The sequence below is a fragment of the Sphingobacterium sp. UBA7855 genome (assembly GCA_002500745.1).
Lineage (GTDB): Bacteria > Bacteroidota > Bacteroidia > Sphingobacteriales > Sphingobacteriaceae > Sphingobacterium.
Genome location: DLST01000021.1, coordinates 25,435 through 50,977 on the forward strand (window position 1 = coordinate 25,435; position 25,543 = coordinate 50,977).

22 protein-coding genes and 3 tRNA genes are annotated in these 25,543 nt (G+C 37.8%); 17 read left to right on the plus strand and 8 right to left on the minus strand.

All coding sequences use genetic code 11. From position 1 onward, the window contains the following. Positions 1–128: 128 nt before the first annotated feature. The 10 genes from B2107_RS21180 to B2107_RS21225 all read left to right on the plus strand — a co-directional run bounded on the left by B2107_RS21180 (position 129) and on the right by B2107_RS21225 (position 10,767). The gene (locus B2107_RS21180; protein ID WP_293957750.1) at positions 129–1,235 is read left to right on the plus strand and encodes a phosphotransferase enzyme family protein; all 1,107 of its coding nucleotides are present in this window, start codon (positions 129–131) and stop codon (positions 1,233–1,235) included. A gap of 78 nt (positions 1,236–1,313) precedes the next feature. Beyond that, on the plus strand, positions 1,314–1,958 hold the full coding sequence (locus B2107_RS21185; RefSeq protein ID WP_293957751.1) for a carbohydrate-binding family 9-like protein: 645 nt from the start codon (positions 1,314–1,316) through the stop codon (positions 1,956–1,958). A gap of 463 nt (positions 1,959–2,421) precedes the next feature. Further along, entirely contained in the window at positions 2,422–2,670 is a 249-nt protein-coding gene (locus B2107_RS21190) for a type B 50S ribosomal protein L31 (protein WP_209578846.1), read from the plus strand. Between the two features lie 78 nt (positions 2,671–2,748). Continuing rightward, positions 2,749–3,915, plus strand: a complete 1,167-nt coding sequence (locus B2107_RS21195; RefSeq protein WP_293957752.1) for a putative sugar nucleotidyl transferase — start codon at positions 2,749–2,751, stop codon at positions 3,913–3,915. Positions 3,916–3,926: 11 nt separating this feature from the next. Further along, positions 3,927–4,694, plus strand: a complete 768-nt coding sequence (tpiA, locus tag B2107_RS21200; protein ID WP_293957753.1) for a triose-phosphate isomerase — start codon at positions 3,927–3,929, stop codon at positions 4,692–4,694. Positions 4,695–4,703: 9 nt separating this feature from the next. Beyond that, positions 4,704–5,543: a 50S ribosomal protein L11 methyltransferase gene (gene prmA, locus B2107_RS21205; RefSeq protein ID WP_293957754.1), complete on the plus strand. Its 840-nt coding sequence runs from the start codon at positions 4,704–4,706 to the stop codon at positions 5,541–5,543. Positions 5,544–5,549: 6 nt separating this feature from the next. After that, positions 5,550–6,920, plus strand: coding sequence for a Mur ligase family protein (locus B2107_RS21210; RefSeq protein ID WP_293957755.1), 1,371 nt, complete (start codon positions 5,550–5,552; stop codon positions 6,918–6,920). 66 nt (positions 6,921–6,986) lie between these two features. Continuing rightward, on the plus strand, positions 6,987–7,316 hold the full coding sequence (locus B2107_RS21215) for a helix-turn-helix domain-containing protein (RefSeq protein WP_070566095.1): 330 nt from the start codon (positions 6,987–6,989) through the stop codon (positions 7,314–7,316). A gap of 136 nt (positions 7,317–7,452) precedes the next feature. Next, entirely contained in the window at positions 7,453–9,225 is a 1,773-nt protein-coding gene (locus tag B2107_RS21220; protein ID WP_293957756.1) for a peptide MFS transporter, read from the plus strand. 54 nt (positions 9,226–9,279) lie between these two features. Further along, entirely contained in the window at positions 9,280–10,767 is a 1,488-nt protein-coding gene (locus B2107_RS21225) for a peptide MFS transporter (protein ID WP_293957757.1), read from the plus strand. 58 nt (positions 10,768–10,825) lie between these two features. Here B2107_RS21225 and B2107_RS21230 read toward each other — a convergent pair whose 3' ends face one another. Further along, positions 10,826–11,821, minus strand: coding sequence for an acyl-ACP desaturase (locus tag B2107_RS21230; RefSeq protein ID WP_293957758.1), 996 nt, complete (start codon positions 11,819–11,821; stop codon positions 10,826–10,828). 185 nt (positions 11,822–12,006) lie between these two features. Here B2107_RS21230 and B2107_RS21235 point away from each other — a divergent pair, with 185 nt between their 5' ends. Next, entirely contained in the window at positions 12,007–13,230 is a 1,224-nt protein-coding gene (locus B2107_RS21235; RefSeq protein ID WP_293957759.1) for a cysteine desulfurase, read from the plus strand. Between the two features lie 13 nt (positions 13,231–13,243). Then, positions 13,244–13,663, plus strand: a complete 420-nt coding sequence (locus tag B2107_RS21240; RefSeq protein WP_286777194.1) for a SufE family protein — start codon at positions 13,244–13,246, stop codon at positions 13,661–13,663. 773 nt (positions 13,664–14,436) lie between these two features. On the opposite strand, the gene B2107_RS21245 is transcribed toward B2107_RS21240, so the two are convergent. Both B2107_RS21245 and B2107_RS21250 read right to left on the minus strand, forming a co-directional pair. Further along, positions 14,437–14,509 (minus strand) — tRNA-Lys (locus tag B2107_RS21245). Between the two features lie 266 nt (positions 14,510–14,775). Further along, a complete protein-coding gene (locus tag B2107_RS21250) occupies positions 14,776–15,729 on the minus strand; it encodes an acetyl-CoA carboxylase carboxyltransferase subunit alpha (RefSeq protein WP_293957760.1) in 954 nt (317 codons plus the stop codon). A 160-nt stretch (positions 15,730–15,889) separates the two neighbouring features. Between B2107_RS21250 and B2107_RS21255 the strand changes: the two genes are divergently transcribed. Together B2107_RS21255 and B2107_RS21260 are read left to right on the plus strand one after the other, a co-directional pair. Beyond that, complete coding sequence (locus B2107_RS21255) at positions 15,890–18,076, plus strand: glucoamylase family protein (RefSeq protein ID WP_293957761.1); 2,187 nt, start codon at positions 15,890–15,892, stop codon at positions 18,074–18,076. Positions 18,077–18,172: 96 nt separating this feature from the next. Then, entirely contained in the window at positions 18,173–18,694 is a 522-nt protein-coding gene (locus B2107_RS21260) for an OmpA family protein (protein ID WP_293957762.1), read from the plus strand. A gap of 222 nt (positions 18,695–18,916) precedes the next feature. On the opposite strand, the gene B2107_RS21265 is transcribed toward B2107_RS21260, so the two are convergent. The 3 genes from B2107_RS21265 to B2107_RS21275 form a co-directional block, all read right to left on the minus strand. Next, a tRNA-Leu gene (locus B2107_RS21265) sits at positions 18,917–19,001 on the minus strand. Positions 19,002–19,006: 5 nt separating this feature from the next. Continuing rightward, positions 19,007–19,079 (minus strand) — tRNA-Gly (locus tag B2107_RS21270). A 112-nt stretch (positions 19,080–19,191) separates the two neighbouring features. Beyond that, positions 19,192–19,680, minus strand: a complete 489-nt coding sequence (locus B2107_RS21275) for a regulatory protein RecX (protein ID WP_293957763.1) — start codon at positions 19,678–19,680, stop codon at positions 19,192–19,194. Between the two features lie 78 nt (positions 19,681–19,758). On the opposite strand from B2107_RS21275, the gene B2107_RS21280 reads away from it, so the two are divergent. Then, entirely contained in the window at positions 19,759–22,200 is a 2,442-nt protein-coding gene (locus B2107_RS21280) for a bifunctional UDP-N-acetylmuramoyl-tripeptide:D-alanyl-D-alanine ligase/alanine racemase (RefSeq protein ID WP_293957764.1), read from the plus strand. Between the two features lie 44 nt (positions 22,201–22,244). Further along, positions 22,245–22,844 carry a DUF502 domain-containing protein gene (locus B2107_RS21285; protein WP_293957765.1) on the plus strand — a complete coding sequence of 200 codons (600 nt, stop codon included), beginning with the start codon at positions 22,245–22,247 and terminating at the stop codon, positions 22,842–22,844. Positions 22,845–22,989: 145 nt separating this feature from the next. Here B2107_RS21285 and B2107_RS21290 read toward each other — a convergent pair whose 3' ends face one another. Beyond that, positions 22,990–23,892 (minus strand): pirin family protein, encoded by a 903-nt coding sequence (locus B2107_RS21290; protein ID WP_293957766.1) that lies wholly within the window; start codon positions 23,890–23,892, stop codon positions 22,990–22,992. A gap of 45 nt (positions 23,893–23,937) precedes the next feature. On the opposite strand from B2107_RS21290, the gene B2107_RS21295 reads away from it, so the two are divergent. Beyond that, positions 23,938–24,540, plus strand: coding sequence for a hypothetical protein (locus B2107_RS21295; RefSeq protein ID WP_293957767.1), 603 nt, complete (start codon positions 23,938–23,940; stop codon positions 24,538–24,540). Here the strand turns inward: B2107_RS21295 and B2107_RS21300 are convergent. After that, positions 24,537–25,355, minus strand: a complete 819-nt coding sequence (locus B2107_RS21300) for a Cof-type HAD-IIB family hydrolase (protein WP_293957768.1) — start codon at positions 25,353–25,355, stop codon at positions 24,537–24,539. The two genes, B2107_RS21295 and B2107_RS21300, sit on opposite strands and share 4 nt — an antisense overlap. Positions 25,356–25,543: the final 188 nt, after the last annotated feature.

Genomic DNA, 25,543 nt, shown 5'->3' on the forward strand with positions numbered 1-25,543 from the left:
AATGAATGTGCAAACGTTTGCTTAATTTTAATAAATTTCATGCAAACGTTTGATTGAAATAAAAATTATCATTTATTAATTCAATTTGTGATATTGCAAGCACATTGATGATTTAAAAACATAGTTTAATGTCTGATTTTAACCAATTAGTAATAGAGAGCGCAGCAAAACAATTCATATTAGAAGGAGATATCATTTCAGTGCAACCATTTGGTTCTGGTCATATCAATGATACTTACCGGGTAATGACTACTGAAAATACCCAGGTATCGTACTTATTGCAACGGATCAATCACCATGTTTTTCCTAATGTGGATGGATTAATGCGCAATATTGCGCTAGTTACCCAACATCTTAGCGAAAAAGTTAAAGTCGCAAAGGGCAAAAGAGTCAGTGATCATGTATTAACCATTGTTCCTACTAGAGACGGGAATTTGTATATCCAAGATGAGCCTGGAAATTATTGGCGTATGTTTATCCTAATTGAGGATACGAAGAGTTATGATATTGTAGAAACTGAATTTCAAGCAGCTGAGGGTGGGCGTGCTTTTGGTCTTTTCCAAAAGCAGTTGTCGGATCTGGATGCGTCACTGATCGTTGAAGTTCTTCCTAACTTTCATAATATAGATTTTAGACTTGAAAATCTTCGGAAAGCGATTACTAAAGACACCTGTAAACGCGTAGCATTGGTGAAAGACAGATTAGATTTTATCTTTAGCCGCGAAGATCGCATGCAGACCATTCTTCAACTAGGTAGCAAGGGTAAACTTCCCCTGCGCATAACTCATAATGATACCAAGTTTAATAATGTGCTCTTGGATCATCATGATAAGATGCAATGCGTGATAGATTTGGATACGGTAATGCCCGGTTATGTTGCATACGACTTCGGTGATGCTATCCGGACGATTATAAATCCTGTTGCGGAAGACGAAATAGATGTATCTAAAATCAGCCTTAATTTGGCTTTGTATAAAGCTTATGCGGAAGGTTATCTCGAAGAAGCTAACGACTTTTTGACCACTTTGGAAAAAGAAACATTGGTAGACGGAGCTTTTCTATTGCCTTTTATGCAGGGCGTACGTTTTTTGACTGACTATTTGGAAGGCGATCATTATTACAAAACAAAGTATGAGGATCACAATCTCGTGCGTACAAACACACAACTGAAGCTGGTAGAAGAGATGGAAAGGAATGAGGCATTTATGCGTAAGGTTGTTTTTGATTGCATTTAACAATTTTATACCTTTAATCATATGCGGAAGCTTCCATCAATTCGATGAAGCTTCTTTTTTCCAAAAAAACAGAGTTAAATGAAAAAATTGACTATTTTGCCTATTGCAGCTGATTTGACCAAGGATCTTGATTATAAGACCCTGTCAGAGCTAATGAGTGATCTCGAAACGCAGTCGCTGAGTTGTAACAACTGGAGCGAATCCTTCCCATACAAACCCGAAGTACAATTTAAAATTGGTTACACAGCGGAATATCTAGTATTGCAATACGAGGTCATCGAAGAACAGCTTCGTGGCAACCATTCTGAAGCCAATCAAAATGTATGGGAAGATAGTTGTGTGGAATTTTTTGTTTCATTTGATGGTTGTAAGCATTATTACAATTTAGAATTTAATTTAATCGGAACTGGATTGATCGGTTATGGTACTGCTGAAAAAGCAGCGAGAAATAGGTTAGATAAGAGTGAGATAGAAACGGTTCGTACGTTTTCCTTCATAATGCGTAATGGTAGTGATCAGCGATGGACGATGATTGAGGTAATCCCGCTTTCTATATTTAAGTTTGACGAACTTGTAAACTTGAAAGGTAAAAAAATTCATGGTAATTTCTATAAATGTGGTGATCACCTCAAACAGCCACATTTTATCTCCTGGAATAAAATAGAAAATCCAGTTCCTAATTTTCATCTTCCTCAATTCTTTGGCGAAATGGTTTTTGGTTAGGGGTAGAATCTAATTCCGGTCGATTTTTTTAGCACCAGCTTTTTAAAGTAGAATTTTGTTTGACCCAGCTATGCTATTTAGCGTCTGATGTAGCAATTGTCTCGAAATCTGTAGTGTAAATGGAAGGAGCTATTCCCTTTGTTACTTTTGATCTTTGTTAATTTGGAAATAAATGTTTCATTCAACCAGCTTTTTTAGCACCACAGTATAAGCGGTAATTCTTTTCAATTTAATTTGATTTTGCAAAAAATGTTGTTTATTAGTATTTTGTGCTGGGTGAAGAAGTTGATAACCAAAATTATTCTTTGGTTAGATTAAAGAATGTTACTTTTGTGACCTTGATGAGTGCTGTTAATGAAAATGTGAAAAAAATCAACTAATTATTCTTGGTAATTGTTGTAAAATACATTTTTATAAGTTATCTTTGCACCTCAATAATTGAATATACGTAATCATAATAATAATGAAAAAAGATTTGCATCCTTCAAATTACAGATTAGTTGTATTTAAAGATATGTCAAATGACTATGCTTTTATTACAAAATCTTGTGTTGATACTAAAGAAACTATTACATGGGAAGATGGTAATGAGTATCCAGTTGTAAAACTAGAGATTTCTCACACATCACACCCTTTCTATACAGGTAAAATGAAATTGGTTGATACTGCCGGTCGTATTGACAAATTCCGTAGCCGTTACAACAAAAAATAATTGTAGCAGATCTGTATATTACAATATTAAAAACTCGATAAATATGATTTGTCGAGTTTTTTTTATTATTTTTAGGTTGTGAAAATCTTCTTTACCGACTGCTTTGATGCTATCCAGACGTTGGACAGGCTTACCTCCAATTTGACTACTTTCAATAAAAAGACTCTTTATCCTCTCACTTTCATTAAATCTTGTTTAGATCTGCGGGTCGGTGTACTCACTTTACGAGAAAAATGGAAAAAAATAGGTTCTACATATAGTGTTCAGTTCGTTGTCAACTGGGATAATGAGGAAGGGGGTATATTTGTATCCGAAAATCTTATCCCTTCAATTGCATTAATGGAAGCGCTAAAAAGAATGGATATTGGTGAAGTACTAGTGAAGGATGGCTATGTATTATGTTATCGTTATACCTGTACTGGCTTTTACCGCGTAAAGGAAATAGGGTGTGATGTTAGTATTTTAAAAGGAGTCGAAGACCTTTTTTTATTGATTGGTCCAGAGATAACAAAGGATTTCGATTTGTTGATCGAAGATGTTAAGTTGCCCTATATATCTGAGACAAATCAACTGCTGGGTAATCATATGTTTATTGCGCATAATGTTAACATGGAATGTGCAACACTTAATTCACTTCACGGTCCAATATATATTGATGAAGGTGTTACAATCATGGAAGGCGCTCATTTACGTGGTCCTTTATACCTTGGGAGAGGGGCGGTTGTAAAAATGGGAACTACCATTTATGGTAATGTTTCTGTGGGAGAGCAGACGGTGGTCGGTGGAGAGATCGGTAACTCGGTTATTGGTGACTTTTCGGCTAAGGGGCATCATGGTTATCTAGGCTGCTCAGTTATCGGGGATTGGTGTAATCTGGGGGCAGGAACTTCCAATTCTAATCTAAAGAATAACTTAAAAACGGTCGCTATTTATGATTATGCATTAAATTGCGACAGGGATACGGGGCTATTAAAATGTGGGTCGTTTATCGGTGATTATACGCGTATCGGTATTAATTCGGCTTTAAATACGGGTACTGTAATTGGTCTTGCAAGCATGCTGGCAGATACAAGTTTTTATGCTAAATTTGTACCGTCATTTGCCTGGGTGTTTGGCGGACGTACAGAGACCTACGAATTTGATAAATTCATAGCATATCTGGAGGCATTATATGCTTCGAAAGGGAAGGTGCTCACAGAGCAGATAAAAGATAAATTGATTCAACTTAACAAGAAATATAATTAAATCGTAAAATCATGCGTAAAAAAATCGTAGCTGGTAATTGGAAAATGAATTTGGACTATCAATCAGGATTAAGTTTATTTTCCGAAATTATCAATATGGCCAAAGATGAAGTGATTGGAAATCAAGAATTGGTTGTTTGCAGCCCATTTATTCATTTGTCAAGTCTTGGACAATTGTCTAAAAATGTGGCAAATGTAAATATCGGGGCACAGAATATTCATCAAGCCGAGTCTGGAGCCTATACAGGTGAAATTTCAGCATCACAAGTAAAATCAGTCGGTGCTTCACATGTTATTTTAGGCCATTCCGAAAGACGTGCTTATTTTGGTGAAACAGATACGTTATTGGCATCAAAAGTGGATATTGCTCTGAAACATAGCTTAATTCCAATTTTTTGTATTGGAGAAACAAAGGAAGAACGTGAATCTGGTGCTTTTTTCGATGTTATTAAAACGCAATTGGCTGCTGGCTTGTTCCACTTGTCGAAAGAAGCGTTTGGAGCAGTTGTCTTGGCGTATGAGCCTGTATGGGCTATTGGTACAGGATTAACAGCGAGTCCGGAGCAAGCGCAGGAAGTACATAATTTCATCCGTAAGGTTCTCGCTGATCACTACGGACACGAGGTTGCTGATGATACGAGCATTCTTTATGGAGGTTCTTGTAACCCTAGCAATGCAAAAGAGCTATTTGCTCAGGCAGATATTGACGGTGGTTTGATTGGAGGGGCATCTTTAAAATCAAGAGATTTTATTGATATCGCTAAAGTATTTAACGGCTAATTTTTAGAAATGAAATACATAGAGGTTATCTTTCAAATGCGATCAGGTGAAGAGTGGCAAAAGGATTTGTTGATATCTGATTTAGCTGATATTGGCTTTGATACTTTTGAGGATACCGAATCTGGATTTGCAGCCTATATTCCGGCTGCAAATCTTGACTTGCAGGCATTAGAAACGTTGATGATACAGCCGTATGAAGGTCTAGAGGTCGATTATAAAGTGCAGGAAATAGAAAGTCAGAATTGGAATAAACTCTGGGAAAGTAACTTTAACCCCATTGAGGTTGGTGGACAATGCTACGTGCGCGCCACTTTTCATGCGGCGAGAACGGAATTTCCATACGAAATTATTATAGACCCCAAGATGTCTTTTGGAACAGGTCACCATCAAACAACGTCGATGATGCTCGAGTATATTTTGGAGAATGACTTCAGTAGAAAACAAGTTTTAGACATGGGCTGTGGTACAGGGATCCTAGCAATTCTGGCATCTAAGAAGGGAGCTGATGCTGTATTAGCGGTAGATTATGATGAAATTTGTGTGGAAAGTGTGATTGAAAATAGAGCACTTAATCATGTTGAGCATATTCTGGCTCTCTGTGGATCCTACGAGCTATTGGAAGGTCGGAGTTTTGATGTAATTTTGGCAAATATTAATCGTAATATATTGTTAGAGCAATTGCCCCAATATGCGTTGAGTATCCACATAGGGGGAGAGTTATACTTAAGTGGTTTCTATGAGCAAGAAGATTTACCAATCTTAATAGATGCAGCAACATCATTAGGATTTGAGTTTATCTCCAATAAGGTTTTAAACAATTGGTGTGCAGCCAAATTTGTGAAGCGGTAATTTACTATGCGGATTCATTTTATAGCGGTAGGTGGTAGTGTGATGCATAACCTTGCTATTTCATTGGCAAAACAAGGGCATCAAGTAACAGGTTCAGACGATCAGATCGTGGAGCCTTCTCGTTCTCATCTAATTGCAGCAGAGTTACTTCCTGATCAACTCGGGTGGTTTGACGAAAGAGTAACTGAGGATATCGATGCTGTTATCTTGGGAGCTCATGCACAAGCTGATAATCCCGAGCTAAAGCGGGCACAAGCATTAGGTCTTAAAATTTATTCTTTTCCAGAATTTATTCAAGAGCTTTCGCAAGATAAAATTAGAGTGGTTATTGCTGGAAGTTACGGTAAGACAACGATCACGAGCATGGTCATGCACGTGATGCGATTTTTAGGAAAAGAATTTGACTATTTAGTAGGAGCACAGCTAAGAGGCTTTGATAAGTTGGTAGATATCACCAAACATAATAAGATTATTATTATCGAAGGAGATGAATATGTTTCATCTAAGATTGACCCTAAGTCTAAATTCTTATATTATAAACCCAACATAGCCCTGATTTCGGGTATTATGTGGAATGAGTTTAATTCGAAAATATCTCAAGAGGAATATATTAAACAATTTGAAGATTTTATTGACTCTATTCCGCCTAAAGGTACGCTAATATATAATAAGGAAGATCTTGTTTTACAAAAAGTTCTGCAAGATACGAAAGATTGTAAGATCAATAGACATGGTTATAAAATTCCTGATTATACGATTAATAAAGGGGTAACGTATATCAATACGCCGGATGGGGATGTTCCTTTACAGGTGTTCGGTAAGCACAACCTGTCTAATATTGCAGGAGCATATACGATTTGTGAATGGTTGGGAATTAAAAAGAAAGAATTCTTTGAAGCGATCAAAAGCTTTAATACTTCGATTCGCTATTTGGAGTTTGTTGCAAGTTCTGAAGGATCTGTCGTGTATCAGGATTATGCATGTAACGCGGATAAAGTTAAGTCAAGTATTCATGCCGTAAAAGAGCAGTTTCCTAATCAGAAGTTGGTTACAATTATCGAATTAAACTCGTATGATAGTTTAGATTCATCGTTTTTGTTACAATATGCGGACTCTATGAGAGAGTCGGATGTATCTGTAGTTTACGTGAATATAAATTCCTGTAAAGAACTTAATAAAGATATAGAAAGTGTCCCGATTAATATCAAGGATAGTTTTAATAGTCCTGATTTAGAGGTTGTTGTAAGTTTGGAGGGACTCTATTCTTTTTTGGATGGTGTCAAGTCAAAGGGGTACAATTTACTTCTTATGAGTTTAAATAATTATAATGGGGTTAATCTATCGGTGCTTGCTGATCGATTTTTTAGGGATTTTTAGAGAAAAAAATATAATTTAATGTAAATTAAGTTGTAATTTATTATTTTTGTTTAAAATATCTACCAGATGAATGCATTAGGAAAAAAAATCAGATTACTTAGACACCAAAAAGGGTGGAGTCAAGAGGATGTTGCAAAGCGATTGGATATCTCAATCCCAGCATTTTCTAAAATTGAAACAGGGATTACAGACGTAAATTTGTCTCGCCTGAATCAAATCTCAAAATTATTCAATTTGACAGTTGTTCAACTTTTATCTACTTCAGATTCTGAAGAAGATAAGGAGTATGTAAATGAGGTGAATGCTTTGACGCAAAAATTACAGCAACGCGATGGCGAAGTGATTGAACTGCAGAAGAAAGTTATTGACCTTTATGAACAATTGCACAAGAGATAGGACATATTAAAATTGTTACTGAAAAGGCAATCCGTAGGGTTGCCTTTTTTTGTTTATGCAACTTTATTTTGGTCAAAAGTGATTTTGTTTTTGTTTCTTTGTAAATATTTTATCAAAAAATAAAGGTTGATTATTTATGGGGAGATTAAACGGGGACATTGCTAATAGCCCGTCGATTGATTTTTTTAAATCAAATGTGTTAGGACAGCGTTCGGGACTCTTTGTCCTATTCTTTACTGAGATGTGGGAGCGTTTTTCATTCTACGGAATGCGCGTCCTTTTAATGCAGTTTTTAACTGCAGCTGTCATTCAAGGTAGTCCATTCTCGGGATGGTCCTGGACAGCTCAACAAGCAGGGGCCCTTTATGGTACATATGCTATGATGCTCTACTTAACTCCCATTCTGGGGGGGATCATTGCAGATAAATATATCGGATCACGTAAAGCAGTTATCATTGGTTCAGCTGTGATGACGCTTGGGCATGCTGCTATGGCTTTTGATACCTCTATTATGTTTTTCCTCGGGTTGGTCTGTCTAGTTATCGGAACAGGCTTTTTCAAACCCAACATGCCCTCTATTCTTGGAGAAATGTATAAAGATCTGCCAGAGAAAAAAGATGGTGCTTATACTATTTTCTACATGGGAGTTAATGCTGGGGCTTTCTTTGGCATGATGTTATGTGGATATATTGCTGAAACGTATGGTTGGCACTGGGGATTTGGATTGGCTGGTATCTTTATGCTTTTAGGAACATTGCAGTTCGTTTTCGCAAAACCGCTAATGGGCAATCTCGGTGTTTTGAATAAGTCTGTGGCTGAAGGGCAGAAAGTTGTTACGGAAGATACCGATACCAGAAATCCATTTACCCTGCGTGATTATGTATTGATAGCTGTAGTCTCTATTATTGGGTTCGTATACGCTTTTAATGATCCATTGTCTAAGAATGGTATTGTGGACGTATTTTCGCGTTTGGATACCCCTTTTTTAAGAGGGCAGTATATCATGGTAATCGTAGCGTTGATTCTTTTTGTATATCTGATTGTTACTCGTATACTACGTTATGATAAAGTGGTTAGAGACCGTATGTTTGCCGTAGTACTACTAGCCTTTTTCCTTGTGTTCTTTTTCATGAGTTTCGAACAAGGAGCAACTTCATTGGTTATTGTGGCAAGGGATAACATTGATCGAGTCCTTAGCGGAGCTGCGTTGACAACTTTTAATGTGGTGAATGGCTTGTTAACCATCGTCCCTCTCTCAATTATTACTTGGGTTCTGATCAAATTGGCAAAAGTAACCTGGAATAAAATCGCGATCTCCAATATCGTATTGTTCATTTGTTTTGGCTTGATTTGGGGTGCTGCTATTTGGATGTTATATAAAGAATTTAACAAGGAGGCGTCAGAAATTAAAGTCTCTTGGTTTTCAATCCTAAACTCATTTTTTATTATTGCACTAGCTTCTACCGTATCCAAAATTTGGGAGTCCAAATACAATCCATCTGCGGCTTTTAAATATGGCTTTGGTCTGATCTTGGTTGCGATTGGATTTTTGATTATTGGATTAGGATCGATGGGAATAAGTCAAGGTACTAAAATCTCGATGGTTTTTTTGGTACTAACCTATTTGTTCCATACATTGGGTGAATTATTTATTTCGCCTGTAGGTCTATCTTATGTGTCGAAATTAGTGCCCGCGCGGATGCTTGCTTTTATGTTTGGAATCTGGTATTTGGCAATCGCCATTGCGCAGAAGGTTGCGGCCGTATTAGGAGGACAGGTAGAGACCATTCAAGAGGAACACTCATTGAGCTACTTTTTCTTCTTGTTTACGGCAATTCCAGCTTTGGCAGGCTTGCTAGTGATGCTGTTTAATCCTTTGATTAAACGATTGATGCACGGAATTAAATAATAAATATGTAAGCTTCTTCTATGAAAGAAGCTTTTTTGATTAATATAAATTAGTATGGAGGTTAGTACAAGGGAGTCGCTAGAAGAGATTCGAAATTTTGAAGGAAAGTATCCTAAGCAATTATGGTATTTATTTACCATCGAGATGTGGGAGCGATTTTGTTTTTACGGCATGCGAGGTGTTTTGGTCATTTTTATGACAGATCAACTTGGATTGTTTGAGAAGGATGCCAATCTTAAATATGGTGCCATACAGGCTTTTATATACGCCTTTACGTTCATTGGCGGTATCTTTGCTGATAAGATTTTAGGGTTTAAAAAATCCCTTATCTTTGGCGGATTGATTATGGCAATCGGCAATCTTATCATAGCTTATAATCCACACGACCTTTTTTATTTTGGTATTACTTGTTCTATTATTGGTACGGGCTTCTTTAAGCCTAATATTTCCTCAATGGTAGGTGAGCTTTACAAAGAAGGTGATGTTCGTCGTGACGCTGGATATGGGATGTTTTACGCGGGAATTAATATTGGTGGATTGTTAGGTGGAGCACTGTGTATTTATTTAGGGAAAAATTATTCCTGGAACCTATGCTTTTTAGCCGCTGCCATTGTGATGATCATAGGATTAGTGACTTATTTTTTAATTCGGAGGTCTATTGCGCCGATAGGGAATTCTCCATTAGCACATCATTCAAGATCTTCTCGTACAATCAAGGAAAGTTTAGTCATTGCTGGGGCTATCGTCATGTTGCCGATTATTTATGTACTAATTCACAATAGTAATTTTACGGACTATTTTATGTATGGAATCGGTTTTGCTGCAATCGCGTATTTGGGCTTTGAGTTGACGAAATTGAATAATAGTTACCGTAAGAAAGTGATTGCAGCATTGATCTTCATTATTATGTATTTAATTTTTAATACAATTTATGAACAAAGCGGCGGATCCCTTTCATTGTTTGCAAAGGATAATTTGGTGGACAACCTACTGTTTTTTAAAATAGACCCTAATATTATCAATAATAGTTCAAATTCCTTTTTCATTATTGTATTTAGCCCTTTGGTTGGTTTATTGTGGGTATGGCTTGCTAAAAAGAAACTAGAACCGAATACCATCATTAAATTTGGAATTGGATTTTTATTTCTGGCGTTAGGCTTTTTTCTTTTTTACTCTTTGCGATTTTTTGCAGATGAAGATGGTAAGTCATCTTTAAATCTATTCACTTTCACCTGGTTGATTATCACCTTTGGTGAACTTTGTTTGGGGCCTATTGGAATGTCCATTATCACGAAGTTGTCTCCACAACGTCTGTTTGGTATGATGATGGGCATGTGGTTTTTGGCAAGTGCCTATGGACAGTTCTTCGCGGGTAAAATCGGCGCAGAAATGTCGGAAGCAAATACCGGAGGCACATTGTCGTCTAAACTATTGGCTTACACAGATGGCTATAAAACGTTAGGAATATCTGCATTGATTGCTGGGGTGATATTAATTATCTTCTCTTCATTAGTGAAAAAGTTAATGCAGGAAGTACACTAATCCATAAAATTAGACATAAAAAAAAGCTTGATTATTTAAATCAAGCTTTTTTTTTATATTATCCGTAAATCCATTTGAATTTATAATCTTTTTCCGGAACCTTCATACGGTCTGCCAGTCTAATCAAACGATCGGGTAGTTTGAGGAGATAATCTCTCGCTTTTTCCCCTTTATCATTCAGTCCTGTTATCTGATCAATGTTCCATTCTCTATTCAGCTCTTTTAAGATATCAACGTAGTCTAAAGCTGTATATACCCCCAAACGCTGTGCGGCGTCAGAGAAATGCGCAAACGCCTCTCCTTGAGGCTCGCCTGCTTCTCTTAAAAATTGGGCGGGCATAACTATTTTTTTACGCATCATGTCTTCAAATGCGATCATGACTTCACTTGGATCTACAGTAAATGCTTTTGAAATAAAAGACATGTAGGCTTTGGCATGACGAGCTTCATCAGAGGCGATGACACCACACATTTTTGCCAAAAGTTTATCACCACCTTTTTTGGAAAGGCCGGATACACGACGGTGGGAAACATTGGTTGCCAATTCCTGGAATGAAGTATAAATAAAATTCCGGTATGGATCAGCACCAGTACCGATATCAAAACCATCTTGAATAAGGTATTGGGTAGACATTTCAAATTGGCGCATGTCTATTCTACCTGACAAATAAAGGTATTTGTTCAAAAGATCACCATGACGGTTTTCTTCAGCTGTCCAAGCGCGTACCCATTTCATCCATCCTCCCTGCTCGTTTTTGTCGACGTCTTCTACCATAGTCAACCAGGATTCATAAGTCGGAAGAGCCTCCTCGGTGATGGTGTCTCCGACTAATACAGCGACCAAATCATAAGAGAGTTCCTTTGCACTTTCCTGCAACTCTCTTACTTCCTCAAAAAAAGTATCCCTAGAAGAATCGGGAAGAAAATCGGCAGGTTGCCACATTTCTTCAACAGGCTTCAGGTATTCGCTCATCTCATTGAGCATGAACGGTTCCAAATAGGCCATCACTTCTTTACGTGAGCCTTCTGGTAAATTTAGAGGTAATTCTTGCATATTATTACAAAGGTACTAAATAGCATCTATAATTTATAAAAGCTAACTATAATTGTTAAAACGGCAAATTTGCTCTTTTATTCGATAGCGTACCTAGAATGCTTTCGATAATGACATAAAAAATAGATTGACCATCCTGTATTCTATAAAATACTATTAACTTTGTATAAATTATTTAGACAAAGTTGGAAAGATTTAATATAGATAAAATACGTGCTGATTTTCCCATTCTCAAAAGAGAGGTAAACGGTAAGCCATTGGTTTATTTGGATAATGGCGCAACAACACAGAAACCAAGTGCTGTTATCGATTCGATTGTTCGCTATTATACGGATATGAATAGTAATGTGCACCGCGGTGTGCATTATCTCAGTCAGATATCAACGGACGCTTTTGAAATAACTCGAAAAAAAGTTCAAGCTTTTATTCATGCAGCAGAGGACAGGGAGATTATTATCACTAAAGGGACCACAGATGGTATTAATCTAATTGCTACTTGTTATGGCAGAGCTTTTATCCAAGCTGGTGATGAGATTATTATTTCAGCAATGGAGCACCACTCTAATATTGTGCCTTGGCAGATGCTTTGTGACGAAAAGGGCTGTAAAATCCGAGTGATTCCAATGAATGACAAGGGTGAGCTCGATATGGTTGCATACGAGAACTTGTTAAATGAGAAAACCAAACTAGTTGCAGTGACCTATGTTTCAAATGCGCTAGGGACAATCAATCCAGTGGGTCAGATTATTTCAATGGCCCATCAGTACGGAGCTGTCGTGTTGGTTGATGCAGCTCAAGCCGTCCAACATTTAAAAATTGATGTTCAGAATCTTGATGTTGATTTTTTGGTGTTTTCAGGCCATAAAATGTATGGACCTACAGGAGTGGGGGTGCTATACGGTAAAGAAGATTTATTAAACGCAATGCCGCCTTATCAAGGTGGCGGAGATATGATTAAAGAGGTCACCTTTGAAAAAACGACGTATAATGAATTGCCTTTTAAATTTGAGGCCGGTACACCTAACATTGAAGCTGGTATCTGTTTAAATGAGGCAATAGATTATATCAATTCAATTGGTCTAGAAAGTATTGAAGCCTATGAACTTGAATTATTGCAATACGCCACAGAGAAGCTATCTGAAGTTTCGGGGATACGGTTTATAGGTACAGCCGAGCATAAGTGTTCTGTGATATCCTTTGTAATAGAAGGTACACATCCTTATGATGTCGGGGTTATCTTAGATAAGCTCGGAATAGCTGTCCGTACTGGGCACCACTGTGCGCAACCTGTCATGGACCGGTTTGGAATACCGGGGACTATCCGTGCTTCTTTAGCCGTTTATAATACAAAGGAGGAAATAGATGTTTTGGTTGCGGGAATTCAGCGCGCGGTCAATATGTTGATTTAATATAAAAATAAGTATGACCATTAATGAAATACAGGATGAATTGATTGAGGATTTTGCTTTTTTCACAGATTGGATGGAAAAATACGAATATATCATCCAGCTCGGAAAAGAGGTGCCTTTAATTGATGAACGATATAAAACAGATGAATATATCATCAAAGGATGTCAATCCAAAGTTTGGCTTTTTCCAGAGATAAAAGATGGAAAGGTATATTTTAAAGCGGATAGCGATGCTATTATCACCAAAGGGCTGGTGAGTTTAATGGTCAAAGTGCTATCTGGACACACTGCTAAAGAAATCGTTGATGCTGATTTATATTTTGTTGACCAAATAGGATTGAAAGAACATTTGTCACCTACAAGAGCAAATGGACTGTTATCTATGATTAAGCAAATGAAATTATACGCATTGGCTTTGCAGGCAAAAGCATAGAAAGGGGAGAGTATCCCCTTTTTTATTGTTTAAAAACTCGTATTATTGTACCCGGCCAATTGTTGTATCCTAAATAAATGTTCCCAGTAACAGACCACTATCCTTGCTGATAATCATTTGAACTTGCAATCTTACCATAGCGCAGTATAAAGAAAATGCGTTCCACACGCAAAGAAATGCCCCCTAATGGCGTAAAGTTTTTGTATTGAAAATTCTAATAAATCATGTGCACCTCCGACGATTACAGTTTCTGATGCCATAGCCCACTGCGGCAAATTTAAGCTCATCTAACAATATGGAGCTGACTGTTGATCTTTTACCTTCTAAGTTATGAGATATGTTAATATGACCTTTTAAATCGATACCGAGCACGCGTCCTGAGCGGAATCGGAATCCTCAAAATTCTATTTAATCCATTAAAATGATTATAAGAAGATAAATAATAAAATCTATGTATTCTAATGCCAACTTTTACCTAACCACAATTTTAAATTAATTTTTAGACAGTGCTTGCCCATTGATTGTTCGGTATCAATTGAGGGATCAGTGAGTAAGCACTGGACGAGCACTGAACAAGCAATGCTGAAAGCTAAATTGTTCCCCATTTGGTTATGGTTTTCTAAAACTAAGAATTTAAGAAAAAATGAAGGGTCTACACCTACCTAACAAAAAAAGATCGATGTTTTCGCAGCATGTATTGAGACAAAGATAGAATAGGACAGAGTATCTTTTTTAAAGCAAAAAAAGCTAATCATTTGATTAGCTTTTTTTAGTGATCCCGCTGGGATTCGAACCCAGGACCCATACATTAAAAGTGTATTGCTCTACCAGCTGAGCTACGGAATCCTTTCTGTTTTTGAAAGTGATGCAAAGGTAGGAAAATAAATTCCTTGTGCCAATTTTTTTTACCTTTTTTTTTGAAATTACGATAACTGTTTAAAAATTAAAGAATTAATTTTTATTCATTATGTCAGTTTAAGAATTAGCAGAAATAGTTGATCGATGTGAAGCTTATTCTATATTTGAAAATGCTCGTTTTATTGGGGAGCATAATCAAAAAAAAAAGTCAGTGGTTAGCTGACTTTATATGATTAGAGGAGTGTTGACAGATGTTATTCGGTCACAACGCCCATTTTACTAAACTTGTCGATTCTTTCGGAAACTAATGTATCGCTATCTTTAACCGTTAATTCGGTAAGATCTTTTAGCAATTGATTTTTTAGGTTAGCAGCAGCTGCGGCTGGATCTTGGTGAGCACCACCTAGAGGTTCGGGAATAATACCATCGATCAATCCATTGCCAAGCATATCTCTAGATGTCAGTTTTAAAGCCTCAGCAGCTTTTTCTTTATGATCCCAGCTTCTCCAGAGGATAGAAGAGCAGGACTCTGGGGAAATGACCGAATACCACGTATGTTCCATCATGTAGACTCTGTTTCCAACACCAATGCCCAAAGCTCCACCTGAAGCTCCTTCGCCAATAACAACACATATAATTGGCACTTTCAATACAGCCATTTCCATTAGGTTACGTGCGATCGCTTCTCCTTGTCCGCGTTCTTCAGCTTCCAATCCTGGATAGGCTCCCATCGTATCAATTAATGTGATAACGGGTTTATTGAACTTTTCAGCCATTTTCATCAAACGCAATGCCTTACGGTAGCCTTCAGGATTGGCCATTCCAAAATTGTGGTATTGACGCTCTTTTGTATTCTTGCCTTTTTGATGGCCAATGATCATAACCGCATTACCGTCTATTGAGGCCATCCCCCCGACAATCGCTTTATCGTCTTTAACATTCCTGTCACCATGCAATTCGATGAATTCATCACATATAGCTTCTATGTAATCATAAGTCTGCGGGCGATCAGGGTGGCGTGACATCTGTACATTTTGCCATCCGGTTAAATTGCCGTATATATCTTTCTCGGTCGAAGCAAGCTTTTCCTCCAGTTCACGAACCGTTGCGCTCATGTCAACTTGAGTCTTTTCGGCAACTTGAGTTACCTTCTCAATTTGCAATTGCAAGTCCGCAATTGGCTTTTCAAAATCAAACGTGGTTTTCATATATCTATTTTATGAAAATATTCAGGGGGCTAATTTAGCGCATTTTTTCTGAAATTAAAATTAGCTAGGATAATATCATTGGAATTCCTTTGTTACATTTGCGTTATAAACGTAGTGGTGGCTTAGTTTTTGATTGTAGCCCTGTGAAAAATGTTGACTTATGCTGAAAAAATATTTTTACTTTATTTTGTTACTGATCTTGCCTTCTTTGGCCAGATCCGAAAGTTATCCTGAAGTTTTATTTGACAATAGCGTTATCAACGGAAGCTATGCTAAGAGTATTGCACATTATACCGGTGAGTCATGGATACAGAATGTAAGTTATAGCTTACCTGTGTCGGACAGTCTATTTTTTACACCGGGTAATTCACTTTCACTGCGGTACGTTTCTTCTCCCAATGGGAAATGGGAAGCAAGTATTTTAAACGACAAACAGAAATTTCCTTACTTAATTACTAAGGATGACCATCTGACATTCAAACTATTTATTCAAAGCAATACTGAGAAGGGACAACTCCCTAAAGTCACGTTGCAACAAAATGATACACGGACGAATGCTGTGGATATTGCCAGTTATATCGATGGTTTTGCTTATGATACCTGGCTTAACGTATCTATTCCGGTGGCTAAATTTGCTGGAATTTCAATCGGCAAATCTGTATCGGCCTTCATCCTCGAACAAAATGGAAGTTCTTCGCAGACCAATCAATTATTTATAGATCAAATTGAATTTTTGCCCAAGAACTTTCCGAAAGTAAAACTATCATCCGCTGCCATCTTGTCTAAAATAAGTTCGGTAGATAAGCAAGTTGAGCTGGTATGGCAATTGCCTCTGACACCAAGTATTCGCTACGTGAAAATTTATCGCTCAGAAGACAAGCTTAATTATCAACCCATAGCAATTTTGCCAATCTATGTACAAAAATCCCTGGATCGGGTGGACGAATATAACAAACCATATTATTACAAAATCGCATGGGTAGACTATAATTATGTCGAATCGCCTTTCTCTGAAGTTAGAGAGGTACAGACAAAAAAGGGAACGGATGCGGAGATGTTAAATTTTATTCGGAATGCGCATGTCAATTATTTTATAGACAACTATGATGTAAACAGTGGTATGTTTTTGTCTGATCGAGGAAATCGACAAGCAGTTGTATCCACCAATGAAACGGGCTATGCCATACTGGGATTGCTTGTTGCAGGAGAGAATAATTTAATATCGAGGCAGGCTCTATTGGGCAGATTGACGCGGATTGTGAAATTTCTGAGTGGTGTTCAACAGCACCAAGGTGTCTTTACCGCGCTTTACGATGGTCGGTCTGGAGTGCCTTACTATCGCGATTCAATTCCAAATTATGACTTACGCGGTACTTCTCATATCATGGAGTCGCTGTTAATCGCTCGACAATATTTTGCTAAAGATAATCCAGACGAGCAGAACTTAAGAATGAATATTACAAAACTTTGGGAGCGTATAAATTGGGGCTACTTTACTGATGCAAAGAATGCAGATGTACTCTGGGATAAGTGGTCTCCGGTGGATAGTACTGCTCGATCCCGGCCGATGGGTGGATTTAATGAAAGTTTGGGCACCTACTTGCTTGCGATGTCTTCACCTACTCATCCCTTGCCGATTTCAGCATATATCAATGGATTTGCAACCAAACATACAGGGAATGAACTTTATTTTGGGGATGAGTCCAATGATTTGGCCCCAGAGCTTAAAATGAAGTTAAATGATTCATTAGCACACTCAATAAGCGCCAATCCGTTAATGAGTAATGTAGGAAATGCAGGGGCTTCGATCTATTCCGATGATAAAGTCATTTTTGCCAAAAATATTGCTGGTGGGAGTTTAAATGAATCATTAATGGCTGTCTATCGTCCCTTCTTGATTATGGATCCAAAGGGTAAAGTAGATGATTTTGTAGATTATAAAAAGTATTTGTCGGACTATATCCTCGCTTATAAACGCAGAGACAATGAAATGAGTATAGGAACGCGATTTACAGATATTTGGGGGGTGGAAAAAGTTGAAGATTCATATCAAGGTTTTTTGGTAAATCCCGCGATATCGATAGCAGCTTACCCATTTGAAAAAGAGATAGGTCTAAAAGCATTGCGTAAATTTTATGAAGAATATGCCGATGTGTTATTTACACAGTATGGCTTCAGAAGCTGGATTGATATTAAAAACAACGATGTTTCTGAAAGCTATCGTGCAAGAAATCAAGCTTCAATCGCGGTGATGATTGAGAATGCAAATTCGGGTATGATCTGGAAATTGTATGAGAATATCCCTGAGATCAAAAAGACCTTAGAAAAAGTATATGCCAAGAAATAGATTTGTTACGTTAGAATTGGAATAACCAGGTAGTCTTATTGACTTTTTTCGCTATATTTACTTGCTTAAATGGATATTAAATACGTAACAAACGACATGCTTAGAAAAATAAATTTGGGAATTTTAACCTTATGCGCAAGTTTATCGTTATTTTCTTGTAAACAACAAGCTATTGTAGTCAATCCAGGTGCAGTTATAACAAAAGATGGCACTGATGATGGTTTGAAAAATGTAAGAAAGGATTTTAATGATGCAAAAAGAACGGATGAAGGAATTAAATTTAGTATATCTTCCGATCTATTGTTCCCAACAAACTCTTCTTATTTATCTGAAAAGGCAAAAACTGAAGTAAGCAAGTTGGCTTTGATTTTGAAAGAAAGCAATAATAAGATCAAAGTTGATGGATATACGGATGCCACTGGCACTGTGGAGTATAATCAGTGGCTTTCTGATAAAAGAGCTGCGTCAGTAAAGAAATTCTTGGTAGATTCAGGTGTTGCGGAGTCTCGCATCACTGCTAAAGGTTTCGGTCAGTCAAATCCAGTTGGAGATAACAAAACTGCTGATGGACGTCAAAAAAATAGAAGGGTAGAAGTTACTATTTTGGATAAGAAATAGTAGTTCAAGCCTGTTTAGTGTATTGAAAGCGGAATATCCTATATATTCCGCTTTTTTATGCCTATCGATTTTTATTATTCCTAGATCATCTCCGTGAAAAAAAATATGTTAAGCAATAGGAATCGGAATATTCTTTTTGAATGAATTTCTAGCTATAGGCGAAATCTCCTAGAAGCGCTACGTTTATAACAAGAAAAGCCCATCGTTAGATGAGCTTTCTTGTACCTAGGGCGGGAATCGAACCCGCACTCCCTTAACGGGAACAGGATTTTAAGTCCTGCGTGTCTACCAGTTCCACCACCTAGGCAGGTGAGCGAAAAACGAGATTCGAACTCGCGACCCCAACCTTGGCAAGGTTGTGCTCTACCAACTGAGCTATTTTCGCATTGGAATTTTATTTCAATTTTTAAAGGATCATTGCGTTCCTTTTTGGTGATGCAAATATAGAGCGAAAAATCAATATCGCAAAATATTTATGTACTTTCTTGTAGTGTTTTTTATAACTCCTTTGAATTCAGTACAGAAAAAATTAAATCACTTTCAAAACCACGAGATAATGCAAATTGATAAAGCTTATTTTTCACAGTATAAAAATCCTTGCTACCTATTTCACGCCGTTTTTTATTAATGAGGTCACTTAATATCTGCTCATATTCATCTAGGTCGATCTGTTTAAATGCAATTTTTATTAATGGTTCGGATACTCTTTTTAATTTCAGCGCCTGTTTGATCTTTATTTTACCCCAACCTTTCATACGTAGTTTTCCGTTGCAATACGCAATGGCGAATCGTTCCTCGTTGAGGAAGTTTTCAGCAATTAAATCGGCGAGCACATTTTCAACTTCTTCTTCGCTCAGTCCCCAACTATAGAGTTTATCGCGAACTTCCTGTTGGGCACGTTCCTGATAGGCACAATAGCTCTCCGCCTTTAACTGCGCCTGGCGTTGTGTCAATATCTTTTTCTTTCTGTTCTCTTCGTTAAACATAATGTCAAAATTTCAAAAATAATATGAAATAACTAAAAAAATGTTCAGTTTTGATACAATTAAAGAAATATCAAAGGAATGTACAAAATATCCGAAATCGTTCAGATTTTTCATCCTAATCGCACATTTATAACGGATCCCAATTCTTTTGTCCAACATTTATTTTACGATAGCCGTAAGATCGTCCAGGCTGATCATGGGATTTTCTTTGCATTAAAGAAAAATAGAGACGGTCACCATTATTTGAAAGAGGCCTATGCTAAAGGCGTTCGGAATTTCGTATTGCAAGTTGACGAACAGCAGGAAGTAGAGTTATCGGGAGCAAATATTGTTTGGGTTGAGGATAGTTTGGTCGCCATGCAAGCATTAGTGGCCTTTCATCGACAAAAATTTGATTATCCCCTCATAGGCATAACAGGTAGCAATGGTAAAACAATTGTCAAGGAATGGCTTTTCCAGTTGATGTCACCAGAATATAAAATCTATCGAAGCCCCAAGAGCTACAATTCGCAACTTGGCGTGGCTTTGTCACTTTGGGGACTATCCGATGAATATAATCTCGCTATCATCGAAGCTGGGATTTCTGAAAAAGGTGAGATGACACGTCTTGAGCAGATGATCAAACCTACCATTGGTGTATTGACCAATATAGGTGTCGCCCATAAGACAGGTTTTGAATCGAAAGCCGAGAAGATTGATGAAAAGCTTCAGCTATTTACACATGTGGAAACCATCATCTTTCCATACAGTTATCTCGAAAATGTTCAGTTACCTTATCGACCGCGTAAGTTTTCTTGGGGGTTTGAGGAAGGACTTTCTTTAGAGGTTTATTCGATCAAGCAGATCAATGATCGATTTACACTGGTTACCTTCTATTATGCGGGTCGTACCTTCGCTGTTGAAGTGCCATTTGTGGACAAAGGAAATGTAGAAAATGCAATTAACTGTGTCGCGGTTATGTTGCGGTTTGGATACGAGGGTGCGGTAATTGCTGCTCGAATTAAGAACCTGCAACCCGTGGCCATGCGTCTCGAGTTAAAAAAGGGGAAAAATAATAGTTCAATTATCGATGACTCCTATAGTAATGACTTGGATGCACTGCAAATTGCGCTCGAGTTTTTGAATCAGCAGGGCCAACATCCATTTAAGATGTTGATTTTATCAGATATCTCAGGTGTCAGTATAGATGATGTCAAAAGTTTGGCCAAGCTAAAACGTCTGCTTAGCGAGTACCACTTGGATCAATTGATATTGATTGGTGAGGTTTTGCCGAAATTGGCGTCGCAGTTCGATGTACCTTCTATTTCTTATGTGGACACAACTGCTTTCTTAGCTGATATGAGATCCGTTTCTTTTGAGAATGCAACCGTATTGCTGAAAGGAGGGCGGGAATTTCATTTTGAGCGTATCAGTGGGCAATTAGTGGCCAAATCACATGATACAGTACTTGAAATTAATCTGAATGCACTGGAAAATAATTTGAATGTATACAGACAATTACTGCCAAAGCATGTGAAGCTTATGACCATGGTAAAAGCTTTTTCTTATGGAAGTGGCAGTTTTGAAATTGCCAATCTTTTGCAATTTAACCGTGTGGATTATCTTACCGTAGCTTTTGCCGATGAAGGAGTTGATTTGCGGGGCGCTGGCATCACACTACCGATTGTTGTGATGAGTCCCGACGAAAGCTCTTTCGAGTCCATCGTGCAATATAATCTTGAACCGGAAATCTATAGTTTTAGAATTTTGTTCTCCTTTTTGAATTTTTTGAAGGGTAAACAGGTAAACTCCTTCCCAATTCATATTAAGATTGATACAGGGATGCACCGCCTCGGATTTATGCCTGATGAGGTCGATCAATTGATAACTTTTCTCAACACGGCATCCATTTTAAAAGTAAAATCGGCATTTTCCCATTTAGCGTCTGCAGGAAATGAAAGGGATAACGAATTTACTCAGCGACAAATTGATCTGCTTAATGAGTGCACAAAACGTCTGCAGGATGGTATAGGATATTCTTTTCTCCGTCATATTGCTGCCACTTCAGGTATCGAATTGTGGCCAAATGCTTATTTTGATATGGTCAGGTTGGGGATCGGTCTCTATGGAGTTGATATTGAGCGCCATGATTTGCCAATCCGTGAGGCAAGCATACTAAAAACCAATGTAACACAAATAAAATACCTTGCAGCCAGTGAGACCGTTGGGTATAATCGTCATGGCGTCCTGCATAGAGATAGTAAGATTGCCACGATAAAAATCGGTTATGCAGACGGGTACGATAGGCGTTTTGGGAATGGCGTAGGTCAAATGATGGTTAACGGTGTTTTGGTTCCTACGATAGGAGATATATGTATGGATATGTGTATGCTTGATGTAACCGATGTCGAGGTAGGTGAGGAAGACGAAGTTATCGTATATCCCGATATCAAATCGTCGGCCAAGGCAATCGGGACTATCCCCTATGAATTGCTCACGAGTATTTCTCAGCGGGTAAAAAGAGTATATTTTTATGAATAGTAAAGGATATTCTGCATTTTTGAATAGTATTTTATTTTGAGATCATGTTTAGTAAATTGATTAGGGGATTCATTAATTATTTGATTCGCGGGATTTTGGTTGTTGTTCCATTGGCCGGTGCGATCTTTCTAATTGTCTGGATTGTGGCATCAATTGATTCTTCGTTAAATCTGACCGAGCATTTTTTGGAGGATGAAAAGGGACATCCGCTCTATATTCCGGGTATAGGTATTTTGACTGTCATTTTGGTACTGGTTTTGGCCGGTGTTATATTTACAAATTTTGTTACCGATCCAATTAAAGTTTGGATTAACCACCAAATCAAACGGATACCACTCTTAAATACGTTGTACACCTCCATAAAAGACTTTACTGAGGCATTTGTTGGCGATGCAAAGAAATTTAATGAGCCTGTATTGGTGACTGTCAATGAATTTGGTCTGAAGAAGATCGGATTTTTGACGCAGCATGATTTGAAAAGTATAGGTCTTAAAGACGAAGTGATGGTCTATTTTCCATACTCGTATTCTTTTGCAGGCCAGGTGGTCATTATCAGTGCGGATAAGGTGAAAAAATTGGAGATGTCTCCCACAGATGCGATGAAGTTGGTCGTTTCTGGCGGTGTGAGTGGGATCGACCATTAGCTGTCTTTTCAGTTTATTTGGGATCCACGCCAGAAAAGGCTGGAATTGATTCATGAGTTCAAGCCTTTTCGGGTAAATATTTGTTGTTTCAGCATGTTGAGCTGATCTCGTTGAATTTAACGATATTTTTATTTTCAGTATGATTTTACTGATCTTTTTTTTTGCCCAAGCTAGGATTTGCCGGTGGGATGGGAATATAGCCATTGTCGCCCGGAACCTTTGGGAATTCATGGTTTTCCCATTTAGCTCTTGCCTCCCGCAGCGTTTCTAAATCCGAGGCGACAAAGTTCCAGTCGATATAACGTTGCTCCGGAAATGGGGTTCCGCCAAAAATATATACCGAAGTACCTGCTTTCATTTGGAATTCGCATAGTTTTGCATCTTTGGCGACCAAAATTTGTTTTGGTCCGAATTCCTGACCTTCTGCTTTTACAGTTCCATCCAAGATGTATAAACCACTTTCGCCGTAGAGATTATCCCCTAGTTTAATCGTCGCGTCTTCTTCCGCTTTCATTTCGATCAGATACAACGGACTGTAAACGGGCACTTCGGAGTGATGTTCTTTAATTTCTCCGGCAATTAACCGATAGGACACCCCATCTTCAGTCCATTGGGGAAGCTGAGGTTGTTCGATGTGTACAAAATTAGGCTCCATTTTTTCGAGCTCTTTAGGTAGAGCAACCCAAATTTGGAGTCCATGCAAATTATGGGATGTGGATCGCAATTGTTGCGGCGTTCTTTCGGAGTGTGTAACACCTTTTCCTGCTGTCATCCAGTTTACCGCGCCAGGTTTGATTTCCACGGCATTTCCCAGACTGTCACGGTGCATAATATTGCCTTCGAACAGATAAGTCAGCGTTGATAAGCCGATATGTGGATGTGGGGCAATGTCCATGAAGTGCGGTTCGGTAATCGTGTCGGGTCCCATATGATCAATAAAGATAAAAGGGCCCACCATGCGTTTTTGCCGGAAGGGAAGAAGGCGTCCAACCAGGAAATTGCCTATATCGGCAGCCCTTTCTTCAATAACTATTGCAATATTTGACATAATGTTTTTTTATTTTTGTATTTGGAATCTACAGCAATTTAACAAATGTCTGGTATAATAAATCGTTTTTTTGGCAAAAAAGTCTTAATAAATGAGGAACTTTTGCCGCTTGCGGATCGCTTATCTTTTAGGAATAGTCAGTTCGATAGTTTTTTGATGGAGCATTTTTTTAAAGGTGATAAAACAAGTTTGGATGAATATTTTGCTTTTCAAAAACAGATGCTTGAGCTACAGGTCGATCGGTTTGAATCGATCCACATCGAGCTTGACTTGTTGAAGAAGTATTTGAAGCTAATAGAACATGTTGTCGCGGAAGGTTTTTCCGTGAAATGGGAAAATAAACTTCCATGCGACGAGGAGATTAGGCTGCCACCACTCATTTTTTTTCCTATGATACAGCATGCTATCAAAAATGGTTATAATACGATGTCCTCCCATCCTGTCCGTATTCGACTATCGGGTTCATCAACGGTGCTCACACTGGAAGTTAGCTATCGCGTAAACCATTATTTCGAAGATCAGTTTAGTGGCACATTATTAGGCGATTTCCAAAAGCGACTAGCCTATCTGTTTCCTCAAAAATATAATTTATTATTTAACAGTAACAGCAATACCGCTCGAATGACATTGTCGGTCCAGCTATTTTAGATGATGTCGAAGTGTTTTAGTGCATTCCAGATACCATTCTCATCGACGCTGTCAGTTATATAATCTGCAATTTCTTTGACCTCGGGATTTGCATTGCCCATAGCAACTCCAATATGTGTGTGTGCTAGCATGGTGATATCATTGCCTCCATCGCCAAACGACATGGTTTCTTCCCGGGTGAAGTTGAAATGATCTAAAAAAACATCTATTCCTATCTTTTTGCTCTGCCCCATCGGATTAATATCGGCGAAAATTGGTGTCCACCTTGATGCGATTGAGTTCGGCATCACGTTTCTCATAAATTCGGCTTCTTCTTCCGGACTGATGAAAACATTAATCTGCATCACCGTGTCTAGATCAAAATCCCGTTCGTAATCGCGAATAGGTGGAGTAGGGACATTAACCTGCTTGTACATCGCTAACACCTCAGGTGTAGCCCGATTTAATGAAATTTCTTTTTCTGACATAAATGAAAAAGTCAAGTCTTCATGTTTTTTGGCATAGTGCAATAAGGAGCGGATATCATTTTCAGGAATATTATTTTTATAGATAACTTCCTGTTCCTTTGTAACGCAATATCCGCCATTGAAGGTTATGTAACCGTCAAAATTAAGATAATGAATATGCTCGAGCTGATTGTAGGATCTTCCTGTTGATACAAATACCTTGATATTTTTTTCTTTTAATAATTGAAATGCACGTTGAGTAGATTCGGGAACTTGATGTGTTTTGAAACTTAGCAAAGTTCCATCGATGTCAAAAAAGATAGCTTTAATCATGAACTTATGGGTCAAAGTCAAATATACTAAATCCATAGGATAGTGTAACTATTACAGTATTGAATTTGATGTATTTATCCCTATAGGAAGATTGTTTTTAAGAAGGTTTGAGCAAGGATATGTTTGCATTCCCACTTAGAAAAAAAATACGATGACAGACTGATTATTTGCGATAGATAGATCTAAATTCAGCTTTTTGTTAATGTTTAGTTTAAGAAGCCTTC